Annotated in this window: 17 protein-coding genes; 10 read left to right on the forward strand and 7 right to left on the reverse strand. The window is 71.4% G+C overall.

Annotation, left to right across the window (positions count from 1 at the left end):
* Positions 1 to 196: 196 nt before the first annotated feature.
* Entirely contained in the window at positions 197 to 1,036 is an 840-nt protein-coding gene (locus GV126_RS25875) for a helix-turn-helix transcriptional regulator (RefSeq protein ID WP_159671280.1), read from the reverse strand.
* Between the two features lie 135 nt (positions 1,037 to 1,171).
* Here GV126_RS25875 and GV126_RS25880 point away from each other — a divergent pair, with 135 nt between their 5' ends.
* From GV126_RS25880 to gcl, 3 genes are all read left to right on the forward strand, one after another.
* Positions 1,172 to 2,845, forward strand: coding sequence for an AMP-binding protein (locus GV126_RS25880; protein WP_159671283.1), 1,674 nt, complete (start codon positions 1,172 to 1,174; stop codon positions 2,843 to 2,845).
* A complete protein-coding gene (locus tag GV126_RS25885; RefSeq protein ID WP_159671286.1) occupies positions 2,842 to 4,482 on the forward strand; it encodes an AMP-binding protein in 1,641 nt (546 codons plus the stop codon). Before GV126_RS25880 ends, GV126_RS25885 begins: the two co-directional genes overlap by 4 nt.
* Before the next feature lie 337 nt (positions 4,483 to 4,819).
* On the forward strand, positions 4,820 to 6,604 hold the full coding sequence (gene gcl / locus GV126_RS25890; RefSeq protein ID WP_159671289.1) for a glyoxylate carboligase: 1,785 nt from the start codon (positions 4,820 to 4,822) through the stop codon (positions 6,602 to 6,604).
* 385 nt (positions 6,605 to 6,989) lie between these two features.
* Here gcl and GV126_RS25895 read toward each other — a convergent pair whose 3' ends face one another.
* The 6 genes from GV126_RS25895 to GV126_RS25920 form a co-directional block, all read right to left on the reverse strand.
* A complete protein-coding gene (locus GV126_RS25895; protein ID WP_159671292.1) occupies positions 6,990 to 7,529 on the reverse strand; it encodes a helix-turn-helix transcriptional regulator in 540 nt (179 codons plus the stop codon).
* Between the two features lie 24 nt (positions 7,530 to 7,553).
* Positions 7,554 to 7,964 carry a VOC family protein gene (locus GV126_RS25900; protein WP_159671295.1) on the reverse strand — a complete coding sequence of 137 codons (411 nt, stop codon included), beginning with the start codon at positions 7,962 to 7,964 and terminating at the stop codon, positions 7,554 to 7,556.
* Positions 7,965 to 8,241: 277 nt separating this feature from the next.
* A complete protein-coding gene (locus GV126_RS25905; RefSeq protein WP_159671298.1) occupies positions 8,242 to 8,475 on the reverse strand; it encodes a hypothetical protein in 234 nt (77 codons plus the stop codon).
* 482 nt (positions 8,476 to 8,957) lie between these two features.
* Positions 8,958 to 10,421: a catalase gene (locus GV126_RS25910; RefSeq protein ID WP_159671301.1), complete on the reverse strand. Its 1,464-nt coding sequence runs from the start codon at positions 10,419 to 10,421 to the stop codon at positions 8,958 to 8,960.
* Positions 10,422 to 10,705: 284 nt separating this feature from the next.
* On the reverse strand, positions 10,706 to 11,710 hold the full coding sequence (locus GV126_RS25915; RefSeq protein ID WP_268977443.1) for a 2-hydroxy-3-oxopropionate reductase: 1,005 nt from the start codon (positions 11,708 to 11,710) through the stop codon (positions 10,706 to 10,708).
* Positions 11,677 to 12,516 carry a TIM barrel protein gene (locus GV126_RS25920; protein ID WP_159671307.1) on the reverse strand — a complete coding sequence of 280 codons (840 nt, stop codon included), beginning with the start codon at positions 12,514 to 12,516 and terminating at the stop codon, positions 11,677 to 11,679. The genes GV126_RS25915 and GV126_RS25920 overlap by 34 nt, the downstream gene beginning before the upstream one ends.
* 182 nt (positions 12,517 to 12,698) lie before the next feature.
* Between GV126_RS25920 and GV126_RS25925 the strand changes: the two genes are divergently transcribed.
* The 7 genes from GV126_RS25925 to GV126_RS25955 all read left to right on the forward strand — a co-directional run bounded on the left by GV126_RS25925 (position 12,699) and on the right by GV126_RS25955 (position 18,397).
* Positions 12,699 to 12,950, forward strand: a complete 252-nt coding sequence (locus tag GV126_RS25925; RefSeq protein WP_159671310.1) for a hypothetical protein — start codon at positions 12,699 to 12,701, stop codon at positions 12,948 to 12,950.
* Positions 12,947 to 13,309 carry a helix-turn-helix domain-containing protein gene (locus tag GV126_RS25930; protein ID WP_028424092.1) on the forward strand — a complete coding sequence of 121 codons (363 nt, stop codon included), beginning with the start codon at positions 12,947 to 12,949 and terminating at the stop codon, positions 13,307 to 13,309. Before GV126_RS25925 ends, GV126_RS25930 begins: the two co-directional genes overlap by 4 nt.
* A 273-nt stretch (positions 13,310 to 13,582) precedes the next feature.
* On the forward strand, positions 13,583 to 14,092 hold the full coding sequence (uraD, locus tag GV126_RS25935; protein WP_159671313.1) for a 2-oxo-4-hydroxy-4-carboxy-5-ureidoimidazoline decarboxylase: 510 nt from the start codon (positions 13,583 to 13,585) through the stop codon (positions 14,090 to 14,092).
* A gap of 32 nt (positions 14,093 to 14,124) precedes the next feature.
* Entirely contained in the window at positions 14,125 to 14,526 is a 402-nt protein-coding gene (gene uraH / locus GV126_RS25940; RefSeq protein ID WP_159671316.1) for a hydroxyisourate hydrolase, read from the forward strand.
* An 8-nt stretch (positions 14,527 to 14,534) separates the two neighbouring features.
* The gene (pucL, locus tag GV126_RS25945) at positions 14,535 to 15,470 is read left to right on the forward strand and encodes a factor-independent urate hydroxylase (RefSeq protein ID WP_159671319.1); all 936 of its coding nucleotides are present in this window, start codon (positions 14,535 to 14,537) and stop codon (positions 15,468 to 15,470) included.
* Positions 15,471 to 15,534: 64 nt separating this feature from the next.
* Entirely contained in the window at positions 15,535 to 16,944 is a 1,410-nt protein-coding gene (locus GV126_RS25950) for a nucleobase:cation symporter-2 family protein (protein WP_159671321.1), read from the forward strand.
* Between the two features lie 67 nt (positions 16,945 to 17,011).
* Positions 17,012 to 18,397, forward strand: coding sequence for an 8-oxoguanine deaminase (locus tag GV126_RS25955; protein ID WP_159671324.1), 1,386 nt, complete (start codon positions 17,012 to 17,014; stop codon positions 18,395 to 18,397).
* Positions 18,398 to 18,592 lie beyond the last annotated feature (195 nt).

Here is an 18,592-nt window from a genome sequence, read left to right on the forward strand (position 1 = left end):
CCGCAGCACACCGTCCCCAGGGCACAGGGCACAGGGCACAGGGCACAGGGCGGCACGGCGTCCACGGCGGTACGCGCGCTCCCACCTCGGGGCGGCGCGCGTCTACGGCCTTGTGCGCGCTCCCGCTCCCGAAGAGGCATGCCGGCCGTCGGCGGCGGCAGGCCTCCCCGTCCCTCGCTCCAGGACGGCACACCCTCTACGGCAGCACCCCCGCCCTGCGGGCCGCCGCCACCGCCTCGCCGCGGGTGTGGGCGTTCAGCTTGCGCATGGCCGAGCGCAGGTAGGCCTTGACGGTCTCGGGGCTCAGGCCCAGGCGGGTCGCGGCGGCGGCGTTGGTCGCGCCGGAGGCCACGCAGGCCAGCACGTCCACCTCCCGCGGCGCCAGGCTCACCTCCCGCGCCGGAGCGGCCGCCGCGGTCAGCAGGCCGCAGGCGTCCAGGAGTTCGGCGCGCAGCGCCGGGTCCGTGATCCGCGGGGCCAGGGCGCGCAGTGCCGCATGGGCCTCGCGGACCTGCTCCCAGGCCGCGCCGCTCGCCGGCCCGTCCGGCGCCGGCCGGGGGCGGGCCGCCGCCAGCAGGTCGCGTGCCTCCTCCCGCGCCACGAGCGCCTGTTCCACGTCCCGCGCGGCCTGCACGGCCGCGTTCAGCGCGCGGTCGCCCAGCGGCAGCGCCGTGCGCAGCGCGCCGTACAGCACGCCGCGCACCCGCCGCCGTACCACCACCGGCACGGCCAGTACCGAGCGCAGTCCCTCGGCGGCCACCGCCGCGTCGTACTCGTGGCTGATCTGCCGGGACAGCGAGTAGTCCGTCACCGCGCAGGGGCGGGCCAGCGCCACCGCCTTGCCGCCGAGCCCGTTGCCGGAGGTCACCGCCAGGGCGCTGAGCGCCTGCGTGGCCGTCCCCGTCAGTTCGCTGATCCGCACCCGGGCCAGGCCCGGCTCCCCCAGGCCGCCGAAGGCGACGGGCAGTCCCGTCGCGCGCCGCAGCCGTAGCAGCGCACCTCTGATCTCCGCCGCCCCGGACGCCTCCGCCGTCACCCGCCTCGCCCCTTCCACGGACCCGCGCTCACCACACCCCCGTTCGGGGGTGGTGAGACCCGCATCACGGATTACACGATGTGACTCGGCCGCCCGGCAATGGTCCGGATGTGAAGGACCGCACTTGGAGGACTGATGACGACGGCGACGGAGCTGTTCCGCGGGGCGCGGGACTTCCTGCTGGAACACCGTGAGGACTACGCCACGGCCTACGCCGGCTTCCGCTGGCCCCGCCCGGAGCACTTCAACTGGGCCCTGGACTGGTTCGACGTCATCGCGCAGGACAACGACCGCACCGCCCTGCACATCGTCGAGGAGGACGGCACCGAGACCCGCCTGTCCTTCGCCGAGCTGTCCGAGCGCTCCGACCGCGTCGCCACCTGGCTGCGCGAGCGCGGTGTCGCCGCCGAGGACCGCGTCCTGGTGATGCTCGGCAACCAGGCCGAGCTGTGGGAGACCGCGCTGGCCGCGATGAAGCTGCGTGCCGTCGTCATCCCCGCCACCCCGCTGCTGGGCCCCGCCGACCTGCGCGACCGCGTCGAGCGGGGCCGGGTCAAGCACGTGATCGTGCGGGCGCAGGACACCGCCAAGTTCGCCGAGGTGCCCGGCGCCTACACCCGCATCGCGGTCGGCGGCCTGCCCGAGCAGGGCTGGGAGCCGTACGAGGACGCCTACGCCGCGCCCGCCGACTTCGTGCCGGACGGCCCCACCCTCGCCGACGACCCGCTGATGCTGTACTTCACCTCGGGCACCACCGCCCGCCCCAAGCTGGTGGAGCACACCCACGTCTCGTACCCGATCGGGCACCTGGCCACCATGTACTGGATCGGCCTGAGGCCGGGCGACGTGCACCTGAACATCTCCTCGCCGGGCTGGGCCAAGCACGCCTGGTCCAACCTGTTCGCCCCCTGGAACGCCGAGGCGACCGTCTTCATCCACAACTACACCCGCTTCGACGCGGCCCGGCTGATGACCGAGATGGACCGCGCGGGCGTCACCACCTTCTGCGCCCCGCCGACGGTGTGGCGCATGCTCATCCAGGCCGACCTGAGCCAGCTGCGCACCCCGCCGCGCGAGGCCGTGGCGGCGGGCGAACCGCTCAACCCGGAGGTCATCGAGCAGGTCCGGCGGGCCTGGGGCGTGACCGTCCGGGACGGCTTCGGGCAGACCGAGACGGCCGTGCAGGTCTCCAACAGCCCCGGCCAGCCGCTGAAGACCGGCTCGATGGGCCGGCCCAGCCCCGGGTTCCGCGTCGAACTGCTCGACCCGGTCACCGGAGCCCCCGGCGCCCGCGAGGGCGAGATCGCGCCCGACCTGTCCACGCGCCCGGTCGGCCTGATGGCCGGCTACCACGGCGACGCCGACCGCACGGCGGAGGCGATGGCCGGCGGATACTACCGCACCGGCGACATCGGCTCCCGCGACGAGGACGGCTACATCACCTACATCGGCCGCGCCGACGACGTCTTCAAGGCGTCCGACTACAAGATCAGCCCCTTCGAGCTGGAGAGCGCCCTGCTGGAGCACGAGGCGGTCGCCGAGGCGGCGGTCGTGCCCGCGCCGGACGAGCTGCGGCTGGCCGTGCCGAAGGCGTACATCGTGCCGGCCGAGGGCTGGGAGCCGGGCCCGGACACCGCCAAGGTGCTCTTCGAGCACTCCCGCCAGGTCCTCGCCCCCTACAAGCGCATCCGCCGCCTGGAGTTCGGCGAGCTGCCCAAGACCGTCTCCGGCAAGATCCGCCGCATCGAGCTGCGCGAGGCCACGGCCGCCGGCTCCGAGCACGAGTACCGCGAGGAGGACTTCCGGTGAGCGAGCCGACGCACCTCCGGGCCCCCCGGCTGTCGTACGCGCACGGGACCGGCACCACGGCCCTGCTCGGCGACACCATCGGCGCCGACCTGGACCGGACGGTGGCCGCCTGGCCCGACCGCGAGGCGCTGGTCGACGTGGCCTCCGGCCGCCGCTGGACGTACGCCGAGTTCGCCGCGGACGTCGACCGCCTGGCGTGCGCCCTGCTGGCGAGCGGGGTCGCCAAGGGCGACCGGGTGGGCATCTGGGCGGTCAACTGCCCCGAGTGGGTGCTGGTGCAGTACGCCACCGCCCGCATCGGCGCCGTCATGGTGAACATCAACCCGGCCTACCGCACCCACGAGGTGGAGTACGTCCTCAAACAGGCCGGAGTCTCCCTGCTGTTCGCCTCGCTGCGCCACAAGACGAGCGACTACCGGGCGATGGTGGAGCAGGTGCGCGGCGCGTGCCCGCGGCTGCGGGAGACCGTCTACATCGGGGACCCGAGCTGGGAGGCGATGATCGCCCGCGGCACCCCCGCCCACGCCGAGCAACTGCGTGCCCGGGCCGCGGAGCTGTCCTGCGACGACCCCATCAACATCCAGTACACCTCGGGCACGACGGGCTTCCCCAAGGGGGCCACCCTCTCCCACCACAACATCCTCAACAACGGCTATTTCGTGGGCGAGTCGATCGCCTACACCGAGCAGGACCGGATCTGCATCCCCGTTCCCTTCTACCACTGCTTCGGCATGGTGATGGCCAACCTCGCGGCCACCTCGCACGGCGCGTGCATGGTGATCCCGGCGCCGTCGTTCGACCCGAGGGCCACCCTGGAGGCCGTCCAGCAGGAGCGCTGCACATCCCTGTACGGGGTGCCGACGATGTTCATCGCCGAGCTGAACCTGCCGGACTTCGCCGCCTACGACCTCTCCAGCCTGCGCACCGGCATCATGGCGGGCTCGCCTTGCCCGGTGGAGGTGATGAAACGGGTGGTCGCCGAGATGCACATGGCGGAGGTGTCCATCTGCTACGGCATGACCGAGACCTCCCCGGTGTCCCTGCAGACCCGCAGGGAGGACGACCTGGAACACCGCACGGGCACGGTCGGCCGCGTCCTGCCGCACATCGAGGTGAAGGTCGTCGACCCGGCCACCGGCGTCACGCAACCCCGGGGGGTGGCGGGGGAGTTGTGCACCCGCGGGTACAGCGTGATGCTCGGCTACTGGGAGGAACCGGAGAAGACCGCCGAGGCCATCGACGCGGGCCGCTGGATGCACACCGGGGACCTCGCGGTGATGCGCGAGGACGGCTACGTGGAGATCGTCGGCCGCATCAAGGACATGATCATCCGCGGTGGGGAGAACATCTACCCGCGCGAGATCGAGGAGTTCCTCTACGGCCACCCGAAGATCCGGGACGTGCAGGTCGTCGGCGTCCCGCACGAGACGTACGGCGAGGAGGTGCTCGCCTGCGTCGTCCCGCTCGACGCGGCCGACCCGCCCACGCTGGAGGACCTGCGGTCCTTCTGCGCGGGACGGCTCGCCCACTACAAGATCCCCAGCCGGCTGGAGATCCTCGAAACCTTCCCGATGACGGTGTCCGGGAAGGTGCGCAAGGTCGAACTGCGCGAGAGATACGGCACCGCGCAGGTGTGAACCGCCGAAAGGCGAGCATTCGAGTACAGCCCCACCAGGACCCCGGTCCGTCCGCGTGCGCAGTCGGCGGCGCACACGACGGACCGGGGTCCTGTTCGTGCCCGGCCCACCGCCCGGCCCCTCCTGACCCTTCCCCGGTCCGTCGTGTGCGCCGCCGACTGCGACCGCCCCGGCGCCCCGGTCTCTTGACGGCTTCCCCGCACCCCCCTACATTGCTTCCAGATCGTAGAAACTACTTTCCGCTATACGGAAGTACGGAGAGACTCACCGCGGGGCGCGACGGGAGTGCGAATCCGGCAGCCGAGACAGCAGAAGACAGCCGAAGCAGGAGTACTCGATGGCTCGTATGACCGCTGCCCGCGCGGCAGTTGAGATCCTCAAGCGCGAGGGCGTCACGGACGCGTTCGGTGTCCCCGGCGCGGCGATCAACCCCTTCTACGCGGCACTCAAGGCCTCCGGAGGCATCACCCACACCCTCGCCCGGCACGTCGAGGGCGCCTCGCACATGGCCGAGGGCTACACGCGCACCCACCCGGGCAACATCGGCGTCTGCATCGGCACCTCGGGCCCGGCCGGCACCGACATGATCACCGGCCTGTACTCGGCCACCGGCGACTCCATCCCGATCCTGTGCATCACCGGCCAGGCGCCGACCGCCGTGATCCACAAGGAGGACTTCCAGGCCGTCGACATCGCCTCCATCGCCAAGCCGGTGACCAAGATGGCCGTCACCGTCCTGGAGGCCGCGCAGGTCCCCGGCGTCTTCCAGCAGGCGTTCCACCTGATGCGCTCGGGCCGGCCCGGCCCGGTCCTGATCGACCTGCCGATCGACGTGCAGATGACGGAGATCGAGTTCGACCCGGAGACCTACGAGCCGCTGCCCGTCTACAAGCCGGCCGCGACCCGTGCCCAGGTCGAGAAGGCGATCGGGATGCTCAACGCCTCCGAGCGGCCGCTGATCGTGGCCGGCGGCGGCGTCATCAACGCCGACGCCGCCGATCTGCTGGTGGAGTTCGCCGAGCTGACCGGCACGCCGGTGGTGCCCACCCTGATGGGCTGGGGCGTCATCCCGGACGACCACGAGCTGAACGCCGGCATGGTCGGCCTGCAGACCTCCCACCGCTACGGCAACGCCACCTTCCTGGAGTCCGACTTCGTCCTCGGCATCGGCAACCGCTGGGCCAACCGCCACACCGGCAAGCTGGACGTCTACACCGCCGGGCGGACGTTCGTCCACGTGGACATCGAGCCCACCCAGATCGGCAAGATCTTCGCCCCCGACTACGGCATCGCCTCCGATGCCAAGGCCGCGCTGGAGCTGTTCGTCGAGGTCGCGCGCGAGCTGAAGGCGGCCGGCACGCTGCCCGACCGCTCCGCCTGGGCCGCCGCCGCGCAGGAGAAGAAGGCCACCCTGCAGCGCCGTACGCACTTCGACAACATCCCGATCAAGCCGCAGCGCGTCTACGAGGAGATGAACAAGGCCTTCGGCCCGGAGACGCGTTACGTCTCCACCATCGGCCTCTCCCAGATCGCCGGCGCCCAGATGCTGCACGTCTACCGGCCGCGCCACTGGATCAACTGCGGCCAGGCCGGCCCGCTGGGCTGGACCGTCCCGGCCGCCCTCGGTGTCGCCAAGGCCGACCCCGAGTCCCCGGTCGTGGCCCTCTCCGGCGACTACGACTTCCAGTTCATGATCGAGGAGCTGGCCGTCGGCGCCCAGCACAAGATCCCCTACGTCCACGTCCTGGTGAACAACTCCTACCTGGGCCTGATCCGCCAGGCGCAGCGGGCGTTCGACATCGACTTCCAGGTCAAGCTGGAGTTCGAGAACATCAACTCCCCGGAGCTGGGCGTCTACGGCGTCGACCACGTCAAGGTCGCCGAGGGCCTGGGCTGCAAGGCGATCCGCGTGACCGACCCCGCTGAACTGGGCGCCGCCTTCGAGCAGGCCAAGAAGCTCGCCGCGGAGTACCGGGTCCCGGTCGTCGTGGAGGCGATCCTGGAGCGCGTCACCAACATCTCGATGTCCGGCACCAACGACATCAGCAACGTCGTCGAGTTCGAGGAGCTGGCCACCGAGCCGGCGCACGCGCCGACGGCGGTCAAGACGCTGAAGGTCTGACGGCGAACAGCACCACACGCGGCACCCCACGGCGCCGCACACCGCATCGCACACCGCGCCACACACGCTGAGGGGTGGCCCGTCGGGGGGACGGGCCACCCCTCGCTCTGTCCTCCGGATCCGCGGCGCGGTCGCGAGCCGACCGGCACGCCGGGAAGGTCGACGGCGAACGTCGGCAGCGGGCTGTGGCGTCGATGCCGCGGCAGGCCCGCGCCACCGCCGAGGCCGCGGCCCGCTCGCTCGACGCGAGCGGTGGCCCTTGTCCGCATCTCCCGGTCGCGACCGGACGGCCGGTCAGTGCTACCGCGTCACCCGGCCCGTCACCGGCCCGGGCGCGGAGGGTCCGTCCGTCACCACTGCCGCCGCGTCCGCCGGCTGAGGGGGCTCAAACCCGCGCCACACGGTTCCTGACCGGTCGCGTCACCTGCTTGGCCACGCACGCCGGCATCCCCTCCACCTTGATCCCGGGCTCCGCCGTACCGGCCGGGTCAGCCGCACCGGTCGGGTCAGCCGCACCGGCCGGTACGGCGGCCTCGGCCGGGTCGGTCCCGGCCTGTGCCGCCCGGCGCCGGAACGCCCCGGGCGGCATGCCGACCAGCTCGGTGAAGCGGGTGGTGAACGTCCCCAGGGAGGCGCAGCCGACCGCGAAGCACACCTCGGTGACACTGAGGTCGCCGCGCCGCAGCAGCGCCGCCGCACGCTCGATGCGCCGCGTCATCAGGTACGCGTACGGCGACTCGCCGTAGGCCGCCCGGAACTGCCGGCTGAGGTGCCCGGCGGACATGTTCACCCCACGGGCGAGCGCCTCGACGTTCAGCGGCTGCGCGTACTCCCGGTCGGTCCGGTCGCGGACGCGGCGCAGCCGCGCGAGGTCGGAAAGGCGCTGCGCCTCGATGCGGGCACGCCGCAACTCCGGCGGGCACATGGGACCACCTTCCCTTTCTCGGCCTCAGCGCAGTTCCTGGATGCGGACCAGGTTGCCCGCCGGATCGCGGAAGGCGCAGTCACGGACGCCGTACGGCTGCTCGGTCGGCTCCTGGACGACCTCGGTGTCACCGGCCTGCACCTTCTCGAAGACCTCGTCGAGGTCCGGGGTGGCCAGCAGGATCCAGCCGTAGGTGCCCTTGGCCATCATCTCGGCGATGGTGCGGCGCTCGTCCTCGGTGATGCCGGGGTCGGCGGCCGGCGGCGCCAGCAGCAGGGAGGTGTCGGGCTGCCCGGGCGGGCCGACCGTGACCCAGCGCATCCGGCCCTGCCCGACGTCGCTGCGGACCTCGAAGCCGAGGACGTCCCGGTAGAAGGCGAGCGACGCGTCGGGGTCGTCGTGCGGCAGGACGCTGGTGTGGATGGTGAGCTTCATGTCGAGCAGGCTAGAGCGGACCGGGCGTCCCGCGCTTCTCGAATCCTGCCCGACGCCCTCGTCGCTCTCCCCGGCCGTGGAAGAGGGGCCCGCCGCCCCCGTGCCGGCGGGCCCCTCGGTGACACTGTGCCCACGGGCCGGGTGGCTCGATCCCCCGCGGGCCGGGTTCAGAGGTTGATTTGAGCATGACGTACGACGCCTACGTCCCGTGCCGTACGCGGAACGCGCGGCGGTGGGCCGTGGCGGCGCAGGAGGGCGGGCGCGGGCGGCACCCGGCTCACAGTTCGTGTTCCGACAGGCCCGGCCAGTCCTCCGGGCCGCCGCCCTGCCATTCGACGAGATCGCTCTCCTCCACCTCGATCCGGTCGAGGTCGGCGAGCCGGAGGATCTCGACCACGTCGTCCAGGTGCGACGCGAGCCCGAGGGTCACGTCGCCCTCGGTGACCCGTCGGGAGCCGTCCAGCGCCGGCGGGTGCACCACGATGTGCGGATGCTGCGTGTAGTGCTCCATGCCCTCAGCCTCCTGCGCCCCCGCCCGCCGCGCACCCCGGGGAACCCCGGCGCGGCCCGGGCAGCCGCAGCCGGGCGTCCGGGCACACCGAAGAGCGCCGATGCGGGACCGTCCGCATCGGCGCTCCTCGGCCCCGGTGAGGCCGTGGTGTGCCGGGAGGTGGAGACCGTCCGACGGCGCGAGACTGGGCGCGACAGGACATTCGCGCCGCCGGACGGAGTGTGTGGGCCGCTCGCGGGGCCGCGAGAGCGGCGTGGCCGGGACCGCGGTGGGTGCGACGGTGCCGGGCGGCCTTCCCTCTGGTCGAGAAGGCGCGCCACGGAACCTTCACCACCGCACTGGCTCGCACTCCACCGCGGTCCTCGCCCTTGCCCGCGCGGCGCCGGCCGACCACCCCTCATCCGGGTCGTCCGACGCCCGCGCGGGGCGGGTGCGTCCGGGTCCTGGCCTCCCCGCCGGGACACCGGACGCGGCTTGACGGGTCAGTCCTCGCGCAGGGCGCGGACCGCCTCCTCCACGCGCTTGCCGTACTCGGGGTCGGCGGCGTGGAAGTGGGCCAGGTTCTTCTCGATCACGTCGTTGCGGGTGACCTGGGACAGGCCGCCGGCGATGTTCGCGACCAGGCGGGACTTCTCGTCCTCGGACATCAGGCGGTAGAGCTCACCGGCCTGGAAGAAGTCGTCGTCCTTGGTGTGCAGCGGGGCGGCGTGGGTGCCGGTGTACCCGGAGACCGCCAGCGGGGCGGACAGCGGGCGGCCGGTCTCCACCGGGCCGTCGTAGGAGTTCGGCTCGTAGTTCTTGGCGTGCCGGCCCTGCGGGTTGGTCGCCATGAAGCCGTCGCGGCCGTAGTTGTTCGCGCCGCCCGGCACGGCCTTGGGCGCGTTCACCGGCAGCTGGGTGTGGTTGACGCCCAGGCGGTAGCGGTGCGCGTCGGCGTAGGCGAACAGCCGGCCCTGGAGCATCTTGTCCGGCGAGGGACCGATGCCCGGCACGAAGTTGTTCGGCGAGAACGCCGCCTGCTCGACCTCGGCGAACACGTTGTCCGGGTTGCGGTCCAGCACCAGGCGGCCCACGCGCTTGAGCGGGTAGTCCTTGTGCGGCCACACCTTGGTCAGGTCGAACGGGTTGAAGCGGTAGTCCTCCGCCTCGTCGGCCGGCATCAGCTGGACGTAGAGGGTCCAGGACGGGTGCACGCCGCGCTCGATGGCCTGCAGCAGGTCGGTCTGGTGGGAGTTGGGGTCCTTGCCCGCCAGCTCCTGGGCCTGCTCGGTGGTCAGGCAGCGGATGCCCTGGTCCGTCTTGAAGTGGTACTTGACGAAGAACGCCTCGCCCTTGGCGTTCGTCCACTGGTAGGTGTGCGAGCCGAAGCCGTCCATGTGCCGGTAGGACGCCGGGATGCCGCGGTCACCCATCAGCCAGGTCACCTGGTGCGTGGCCTCGGGGGAGTGGGCCCAGAAGTCCCAGACGTTGTCCGGCTCCTGGCGGCCGGTGAACGGGTCGCGCTTCTGGGAGTGGATGAAGTCGGGGAACTTGATCGGGTCCTTGATGAAGAACACCGGGGTGTTGTTGCCGACGAGGTCGTAGTTGCCCTCCTCGGTGTAGAACTTCACCGCGAAGCCGCGCGGGTCGCGCACCGCGTCCGCGCCGCCGAGGGAGTCGGCGACCGTGGAGAAGCGCACGAACACCTCGGTGCGCTTGCCGATCTCGCCGAGGAAGTCGGCGTGGGTGAAGCCGGTGACGTCGTCGGTCACCTCGAAGTGGCCGTAGGCACCGGAACCACGGGCGTGCACCACGCGCTCCGGGATGCGCTCGCGGTTGAAGCGCGCCAGCTTCTCCAGCAGGTGCTGGTCCTGCAGCAGCAGCGGGCCGCCGATGCCGGCGGAGGCGGAGTTCTGGTTGTCGGCGACCGGGGCGCCGGACTCGGTCGTGAGCACGCGCTTCGACATCGTGGACCTTCCATGCGACGGGCAGCGGAAACTTGTTTCCGCTTCGTGGAGCCTAGATTTGGGGCGATCGGGTCGTCAACAGTTTGTTGAAACTCGGGTCGGGCCGGGCCGCGGGCAGCCGCGATCGCCGCCGGAGTACGGGTCCGGGAGACGCCGCCGCCTGGGCGCGACAGGACAGGTGTCGGCGGCGGCGTCCCCGGAGCTGTGGGGACCTGGGGCCGCTTCGTCCGGATCAGGGTCGATCCGGACGAGGGCCCTTCGCGGTCCGGTGGCGCTCGGGCCGGTCAGACCTGGGCGCCGGAGAGGCGCTCCACGGCCCGCAGCAGGGCCGAGTGGTCCAGGCCGCCGTCGCCCTGGGCGCGCAGGGAGGCGACCAGCTGGGCGACCACGGCGCCGACGGGCAGGGCCGCGCCGACGTTGCGGGCGGCGTCGGTGACGATGCCCATGTCCTTGTGGTGCAGGTCGATGCGGAAGCCCGGCTTGAAGTCCCGGTTGAGGAAGTTGTCCTTCTTGCGGGTCAGCACGGTCGAGCCGGCCAGACCGCCGTTGAGGACGTCCAGGGCCGCCTTGAGGTCCACGCCGGACTTCTCCAGGAAGACCACGGCCTCGGCGCACGCCTGGATGTTCACGGCGACGATCAGCTGGTTGGCGGCCTTCACGGTCTGGCCCGAGCCGTGCGGACCGCACAGCACGATGGTCTTGCCGAGCGCCTCGAAGATCGGCTTGGCCTCGTCGAAGTCGGCCTGCTCCCCGCCGCCCATGATCGACAGCCCCGCCTCGACGGCGCCCGCCTCGCCGCCGGAGACCGGGGCGTCCAGGACGCGGATGCCCTTGTCCTTGGCCGCCTTGGCCAGGTCGACGGAGGTCTGCGGGGTGATCGAGGACATGTCGATCAGCAGCGCGCCGGACTTGGCGTTCTCCAGGATGCCGTCCGGGCCGTAGGCGATCGCCTCGACCTGCGGGGAGGCCGGCACCATCGTGATGACCACGTCGGCGTCGCGGACGGCCTCGGCGATCGAGCCGGCCGCGGTGCCGCCGGCGGCGGCCAGGCGGTCCAGCTTCTCCTGCTCCAGGGTGTAGCCGGTGACCTGGTAACCCGCCTTGATCAGGTTCTCGGACATGGGGGAGCCCATGATGCCGAGGCCGATCCAGGCGATCTTGGGAAGGCTGTTGCTCATGAGGGGGTGCCTCTCTGACTGCTCTGACTTCTTGCGTACGTCGGTGAGGTGGCGCCCGTGCGCGGGCGCCGGAGGTCTCAGCGGGCGGCGCGCGCCTCGCGCGGCAGCCATGCGAAGGACTCGGCGCTGGGCTGGTCGCCGGGCTTGTACTCCAGGCCGACCCAGCCGTCGTAACCGGCCTTCCTCAGCTGGTCGAGCAGGTCCTCCAGCGGCAGCGAGCCGGTGCCGGGGGCGCCGCGGCCCGGGTTGTCGGCGATCTGCACATGGCCGGTCTTCGCGGTGTACCGCTCGATCACCGCGGGCAGGTCCTCGCCGTTCATCGACAGGTGGTACAGGTCCATCAGGAACTTCGCGTTCCCGAGGCCGGTGGCCTCGTTGACCTTGTCCACGACGCCGACCGCGGCGGGCGCGCTCACCAGTGGGCACAGCGGCGACTCGGGCTTGTTCAGCGCCTCGATCAGGACGATCGCGCCGATCCGGTGGGCGGCGCGGGCCGCCAGGAGAAGGTTCTCCAGGGCGAGCGCGTCCTGCTCGGCCGGGTCCACGCCCTCGACGCGGTTGCCGTACAGGGCGTTGAGCGCCTTGCAGCCGAGCGAGTCGGCGAAGTCGACGGCGACGTCGATGTTGGCGCGGAACCGCTCGGACTCCTCACCGGGGATCGACAGGGCGCCGCGGTCGGGGCCGGGCAGCTTGCCGGCGTAGAAGTTCAGGCCGGTGAGCCGGACACCCGCGTCCTCGATCGCCTTCTTCAGGGCGTCCAGTTCGGACTGCTCGGGGGTGGGGGTGTCGATCCAGGGCCACCACAGCTCGACCGCGGTGAAGCCGGCCGCGGCGGCGGCCGCGGGGCGCTCCAGGAGCGGGAGTTCCGTGAAGAGGATCGACAGGTTGACGTTGAAGCGCTGGTCTGCGAATCCCATCAGGGCCGCGCTCCCTTCCGCTGAGTCGTTATTCCGTATTACGGAAGTTTGTTTCTGCGTAATGGAAGACTGCCGTCGGAGGTCGCGCCTTGTCAAGGGGGTCGCCCGCGGACGTCCTGGCCCGGGGCCTTCGGGGCCGCCGACCCTGCCCGAAAACCGGCCTTGCGCGTTAGGTTGAGCGCGTGCGATTGAGAGTGGAGTTCACGACCGAACCGTTCGACCTGGACGAGGCGCCCGCGCACGCGCTGGTGGCCCGCGAGGTGATCGAGGGCGCCGAGCTGGACGCCGTGGACGTCGGGCCGTTCGGCAACACCGCGGAGGGGGGTGCCGACGCGGTCCTCACCGCCGTGGACACCCTGCTGCGCAGAAGCCTGAAGGCCGGCGCGACCCGGATATCGCTCCAGGTCAACGTGATCGGGGAGGGTGATCGGTGAGCGGCGAGGAGCGGTTCATCACGGCCGTCAAGCCGCTGGTCGACGCCATCGGCGGCGAGATGCTCCCGCCCGACGAGGCCGGTCCCGACGACGTCGTGCTGGCCTGGGAGGGCGCGGACGCCGTCGCCGTGCGCCTGCCCCAGCTGGCCGACTCCCTCGATCACATCCTGGCCGCGATGGAGCGCCGCATGGGCATGCCGCTGGCGGAGCTGGACCGCAAGGCCAAGCAGGAGATCGTCCGCACCCTGGAGGCGCGCGGCGCCTTCGCCGTGCGGCACGGGGTGGAGACCGTGGCGAGCGCCCTGGGCGTCAGCCGCTTCACCGTCTACAACTACCTGAACCGGGAGAAGGGGAGCTGACCGCCCCGGGGTGCGCCGTCACCTCCAGGGGAGCGAAACCCCCTCCCGGGAACCCGTGGTCCCGCCAGGGGTGAGGAACCCGGCCGGCGCGCCCAACTGCCCGCCGGACGTGCCGGATGTGCCGAACCCCCTCCCTGGGCCCCCGCGGCCGAACCTGAACGCCACCGGGGTTTACCCAGAATTTTCAACAAACTGTTGACGCAGTGTTTCGGAGGGCGTTAGCTATCCGCAGCCCGTTCAGCACGAAGGCCGTTCGCGGCCACGGAGGCTCCCGTGACTACGACTTCCACGCCGTCGGGCCTCGCCCGCTTCAACGCTCTCCCGGACGCCGCGGCCCGCGCCGCGCTCCTGGAGGCGTGCGCCTCCACGGCGTGGGCCGAGCGGTTGCTCGCCGCCCGACCCTACGCCGGTCCCGAGGACCTCTACGCCGCCAGCGACGCCGCCATGGCCGAGCTGACCACGGCCGACCTGGAGGAGGCGATGGCCGGCCACCCGCCGATCGGCCGCCCCGAGCCCGGCGACCCGACCTCTGCCCGCGAACAGAGCGGCATGGCCGGCGCCTCCGAGGCACTCAAGGCGGAGATGCTCGAACTGAACCTGGCCTACCAGGAGAAGTTCGGCCACGTGTTCCTCATCTGCGCCACCGGCAGGACCGGCGAGCAGATGCGGGACGCGGTCAAGGAACGGATCGGCAACGCGCCGGAGCAGGAGCGGGAGATCGTCCGCACCGAGCTGGGGAAGATCAACCGCATCCGGCTCGCGCGACTGCTCGAAGACGCCTGAGCACCTGCTCGACGACGCCCGAAGAGGAAACCATGAGCACCGAGACCACCGCCTCCGTGTCCACGCACATCCTGGACACCAGTATCGGCCGGCCCGCCGAGGGCGTCGCCGTCCAGCTCTCCGCCCGAGTCGGGCAGGGAGGGGACTGGCAGGCGCTCGGCGGCTCCGCGACCGATGCGGACGGGCGGTGCAAGGACCTTCCGGCCCTGCCGGAGGGGACCACCCACGTACGGCTCGCCTTCGACACCGAGACGTACTTCGCCAAGAAACAAGCCGCGGCCCAGCAGGACGCCCCCGCGCTCCGGGACAGCGAGAACGGCCGGCCGGTGTTCTTCCCCGAGGTCACCATCGCCTTCGCGGTGGTGCCCGGTGAGCACTACCACGTTCCGCTGCTGCTCAACCCGTTCGGCTACTCCGTTTACCGAGGGAGCTGACCGACACCATGACCCGTTTCGTCCTGGGACAGAACCAGTACGGCAAGGCGGAGAACCGCGTTGTCAAGATCACGCGTGACGGCGACACGCACCACATCAAGGACCTGAACGTCTCCATCGCCCTGTCCGGCGACATGGAAGAGGTCCACCGCAGCGGTTCCAACGCCAACGTCCTGCCGACCGACACCACCAAGAACACGGTCTACGCCTTCGCCAAGGAGCACGGGATCGAGAGCGCCGAGGACTTCGGCATCAAGCTCGCCCGCCACTTCGTGGACGACACCGAGCCGATCCACCGGGCCCGCATCCGCATCGAGGAGTACGCCTGGGAGCGGATCGAGACCTCCAAGGGCGGTGCCCGCTTCGTCGGCGCCGACGAGATCGCCCACTCCTTCGTCCGCAAGGGCCAGGAGACCCGCGTCGCGCAGATCACCTACGACGGCCACGGCATCCAGGTGCTCTCCGGGTTCAAGGACCTGACCGTCCTGAACTCCACGAACTCCGAGTTCTGGGGCTTCCTCAAGGACAAGTACACCACCCTGCAGGAGGACTACGACCGCATCCTCGCCACCACCGTCTCCACCTGGTGGCGGCACAACTGGGACGGCATCGACTCGCACGCCCCCGACTGGGACCGTTCGTACAACGGGGTGCGCAAGCACGCGCTGCAGGCGTTCGCCGAGACCTACTCGTACTCGCTCCAGCAGACCCTCTTCGAGATGGGTGTGCGGGTGCTCAACTCCCGTGACGAGGTCGACGAGATCCGTTTCTCGATGCCCAACAAGCACCACTTCCGCTCGGACCTGTCGCCCTTCGGGATCGACAACGAGGCCAAGGACGGCGCCGTGTACTACGCCGCCGACCGCCCCTACGGCCTGATCGAGGCCACCATCCTGCGCGACGGCGCCGAGCAGCTCATCCCGGTCGACATGACCAACCTCTGACGCGGGACGCGTGCCACCGGCCCGGCCGCCCGGGCCGGTGGCACGCCACACCGGAGGGAACACAATGGCACAGCCTGCAAGGGAGCCGGCGAAAGGCTCCTGTTCCACCCCGCCGATGCACACCGAGGACGCCGTCACGTCCGTGCACCCGGTGGACGAAAAGCTCCACCCCTCGCGGCTCGTCCCCGCCGCGCTCCAGCACATCGCCGCGATGTACGCAGGCGTTGTCACTCCTCCGCTCATCATAGGCCAGGCCTGTGGGCTCGACGTCGCGGCCCGCACCCGGCTCATCGCCGCGAGCCTGTTCATCGCGGGCATCGCGACCATCATCCAGACCATCGGCATCAAGGGCGTCGTCGGCAACCGCCTGCCGTTCGTGAACGCCGCCTCCTCCGCCGGCATCGCGCCGATGCTCGCCATCGCCGAGACCAACAGCAAGGGCCACCAACTCCCCGCCATCTACGGCGCGGTGATGGTCGCCGGCGTCTTCTGCCTCGCCATCGGACCGTTCTTCGGACGGCTCCTCAGATTCTTCCCGCCGCTGGTCACCGGCGTGGTGATCACCCTCATCGGAGTGACCCTGATGCCCGTGCCGGTCGGCTGGGCCCAGGGCGGCGACAAGACCGCCGCCGACTTCGGCTCCATGCCCCACCTCGCGCTGGCCGCGTTCACCCTCGTCGTCATCCTGCTGATCCAGCGCTTCGGCAAGGGCTTCGTCAAACAGGTCGCCCTGCTGTTCGGCCTGCTGATCGGCACCCTGGTCGCCATCCCGTTCGGCATGGCCGACTTCAGCGGCCTGACGTCCGCGCCGCTGGCCGCGCTGCCCACGCCGTTCGCCTTCGGCAGCCCCGTCTTCCAGCCCGCGGCCATCCTGTCGCTGTGCATCGTGATGCTGGTGCTGATGACCGAGTCCTCCGCGGGCATGCTCGCCCTCGGCGAGATCTGCGACCGCCGTGCCGACGCGAGGACCATCACCCGCGGCCTGCGCACCGACGGCATCGCCACCCTGATCGGCCCCGTCTTCGGCGGCTTCCCCACCTCCGCCTTCGCCCAGAACGTCGGCGTCGTCTCCCTGACCCGGGTGCGCAGCCGCTACGTCGTCGCCGTCGCCGGTGCCGCCCTGCTGGTCCTCGGCGCCTTCCCGGTGCTCGGCGCGGTCGTCTCCCTGGTCCCCATGCCGGTCCTGGGCGGCGCGGGCATCGTGCTGTTCGGCTCGATCGCCGTCAGCGGCATCCGCACCCTGTCCGAGGCCGGACTCGACGACAGCTCCAACATCATCCTGGTGGCCGTGGCGCTCGGCGCCGGCATCATCCCGCTGGCCGCCCCCACCTTCTACGAGGAGTTCCCCGCCTGGGCGCAGACCGTCCTCGGCTCCGGCATCAGCGCCGGCGCGATCGTCGCGGTCCTGCTCAACCTGTTCTTCAACCATCTCGGCACCCGGAGCCGCACGGCTCCGGCACTCAAATCCTCCTAGGGTCCTGCCGTGCCCTCCCCGGGGACACCCCGTCCCCGGGCCGCCACCGGAAAGACAAGGAAGCGCAATGGCACCATCGGCAGCCCAGCGCATCGTCATCGAGAACTGCGCGATCGCGACCGTGGACGCGGGCGACACCGAGTTCGCCTCCGGCCACCTCGTCATCGCCGGCAACAAGATCGAGTCCGTCGGCGCCGGCCGGGCACCCGCGGGCCTGGAGAACGTGGTGCGCCGGATCGACGCGAGCGGTCACCTGGCCACGCCCGGTCTGGTCAACACCCACCACCACTTCTACCAGTGGATCACCCGTGGCCTGGCCACCGACCACAACCTGTTCGACTGGCTGGTCGCGCTGTACCCGACGTGGGCGCGCATCGACGAGCAGATGTGCTACACGGCGGCGCAGGGGTCGCTGGCGATGATGGCCCGCGGCGGCGTCACCACCGCCATGGACCACCACTACGTCTACCCGCACGGCTCCGGCGACCTGTCCGGCGCGATCATCAAGGCCGCCTCCGAGATGGGCGTCCGGTTCACGCTGGCCCGCGGCTCCATGGACCGCAGCGAGAAGGACGGCGGACTGCCGCCGGACTTCGCCGTGGAGACGCTGGAAGGTGCGCTCGCGGCCACCGAGGAGACCGTCGAGAAGCACCACGACGCCTCCTTCGACGCCATGACCCAGGTGGCCGTCGCCCCCTGCTCCCCGTTCTCCGTCTCCACCGAACTGCTGCGCCAGGGCGCCGAACTGGCCCGCCGGCTCGGCGTACGGCTGCACACCCACGGCTCGGAGACCGTGGAGGAGGAGAAGTTCTGCCACGAGCTGTTCGGCATGGGCCCGACGGACTACTTCGAGTCCACCGGGTGGCTCGGCGAGGACGTGTGGATGGCGCACTGCGTCCACATGACCGACTCCGACATCGAGGCGTTCGGGCGGACGAAGACGGGTGTCGCCCACTGCCCGTCCTCCAACGCACGCCTCGCGGCGGGGATCGCGAGGGTCCCCGACATGCTGAAGGCCGGCGTCCCGGTCGGTCTCGGCGTGGACGGCACCGCCTCCAACGAGTCCGGCGAACTGCACACCGAGCTGCGCAACGCCCTGCTCATCAACCGCCTCGGCGCCCACAAGGAGGCCGCCCTGGACGCCCGCCAGGCCCTGCGCCTGGGCACCTACGGCGGAGCCCGGGTCCTGGGCCGCGCCGACCAGATCGGCTCGCTGGAGCCGGGCAAGCTGGCCGACGTCGTGCTGTGGCGGATGGACACCCTCGCCCACGCCTCCATCGCCGACCCGGTGACCGCGCTCGTCTTCGGCGCGGCGGCCCCGGTCACCGCGTCCTTCGTGGGCGGCCGGCAGATCGTCGACAACGGCCGCCTGCTCACCGTCGACGAGGACGCCATCGCCCGCTCCACCCGCGAGGAGGCCCAGCGCCTCGCCCGGATCGCCGCGCAGGGCTGATCCGCGGGCACGCACCCCGCACCCCCGGGCCGGCCGCCGAGCGCGGCCGCCCCGCCGAAGAACTCCGGCCGGGAGGGACGGCTCCCGGCCGGGACCCGTGGATCCGAGCGGGATCCACGGCACGTCGTCTCCGGGGCGTGAGCGCACCGCACACGCCCCGGAGACGGTCACCCCACCGTCCGGCCACCCCCACAC

Origin of the sequence: Streptomyces mexicanus (assembly GCF_902506575.1) — a bacterium.
Taxonomy (GTDB): domain Bacteria; phylum Actinomycetota; class Actinomycetes; order Streptomycetales; family Streptomycetaceae; genus Streptomyces; species Streptomyces mexicanus.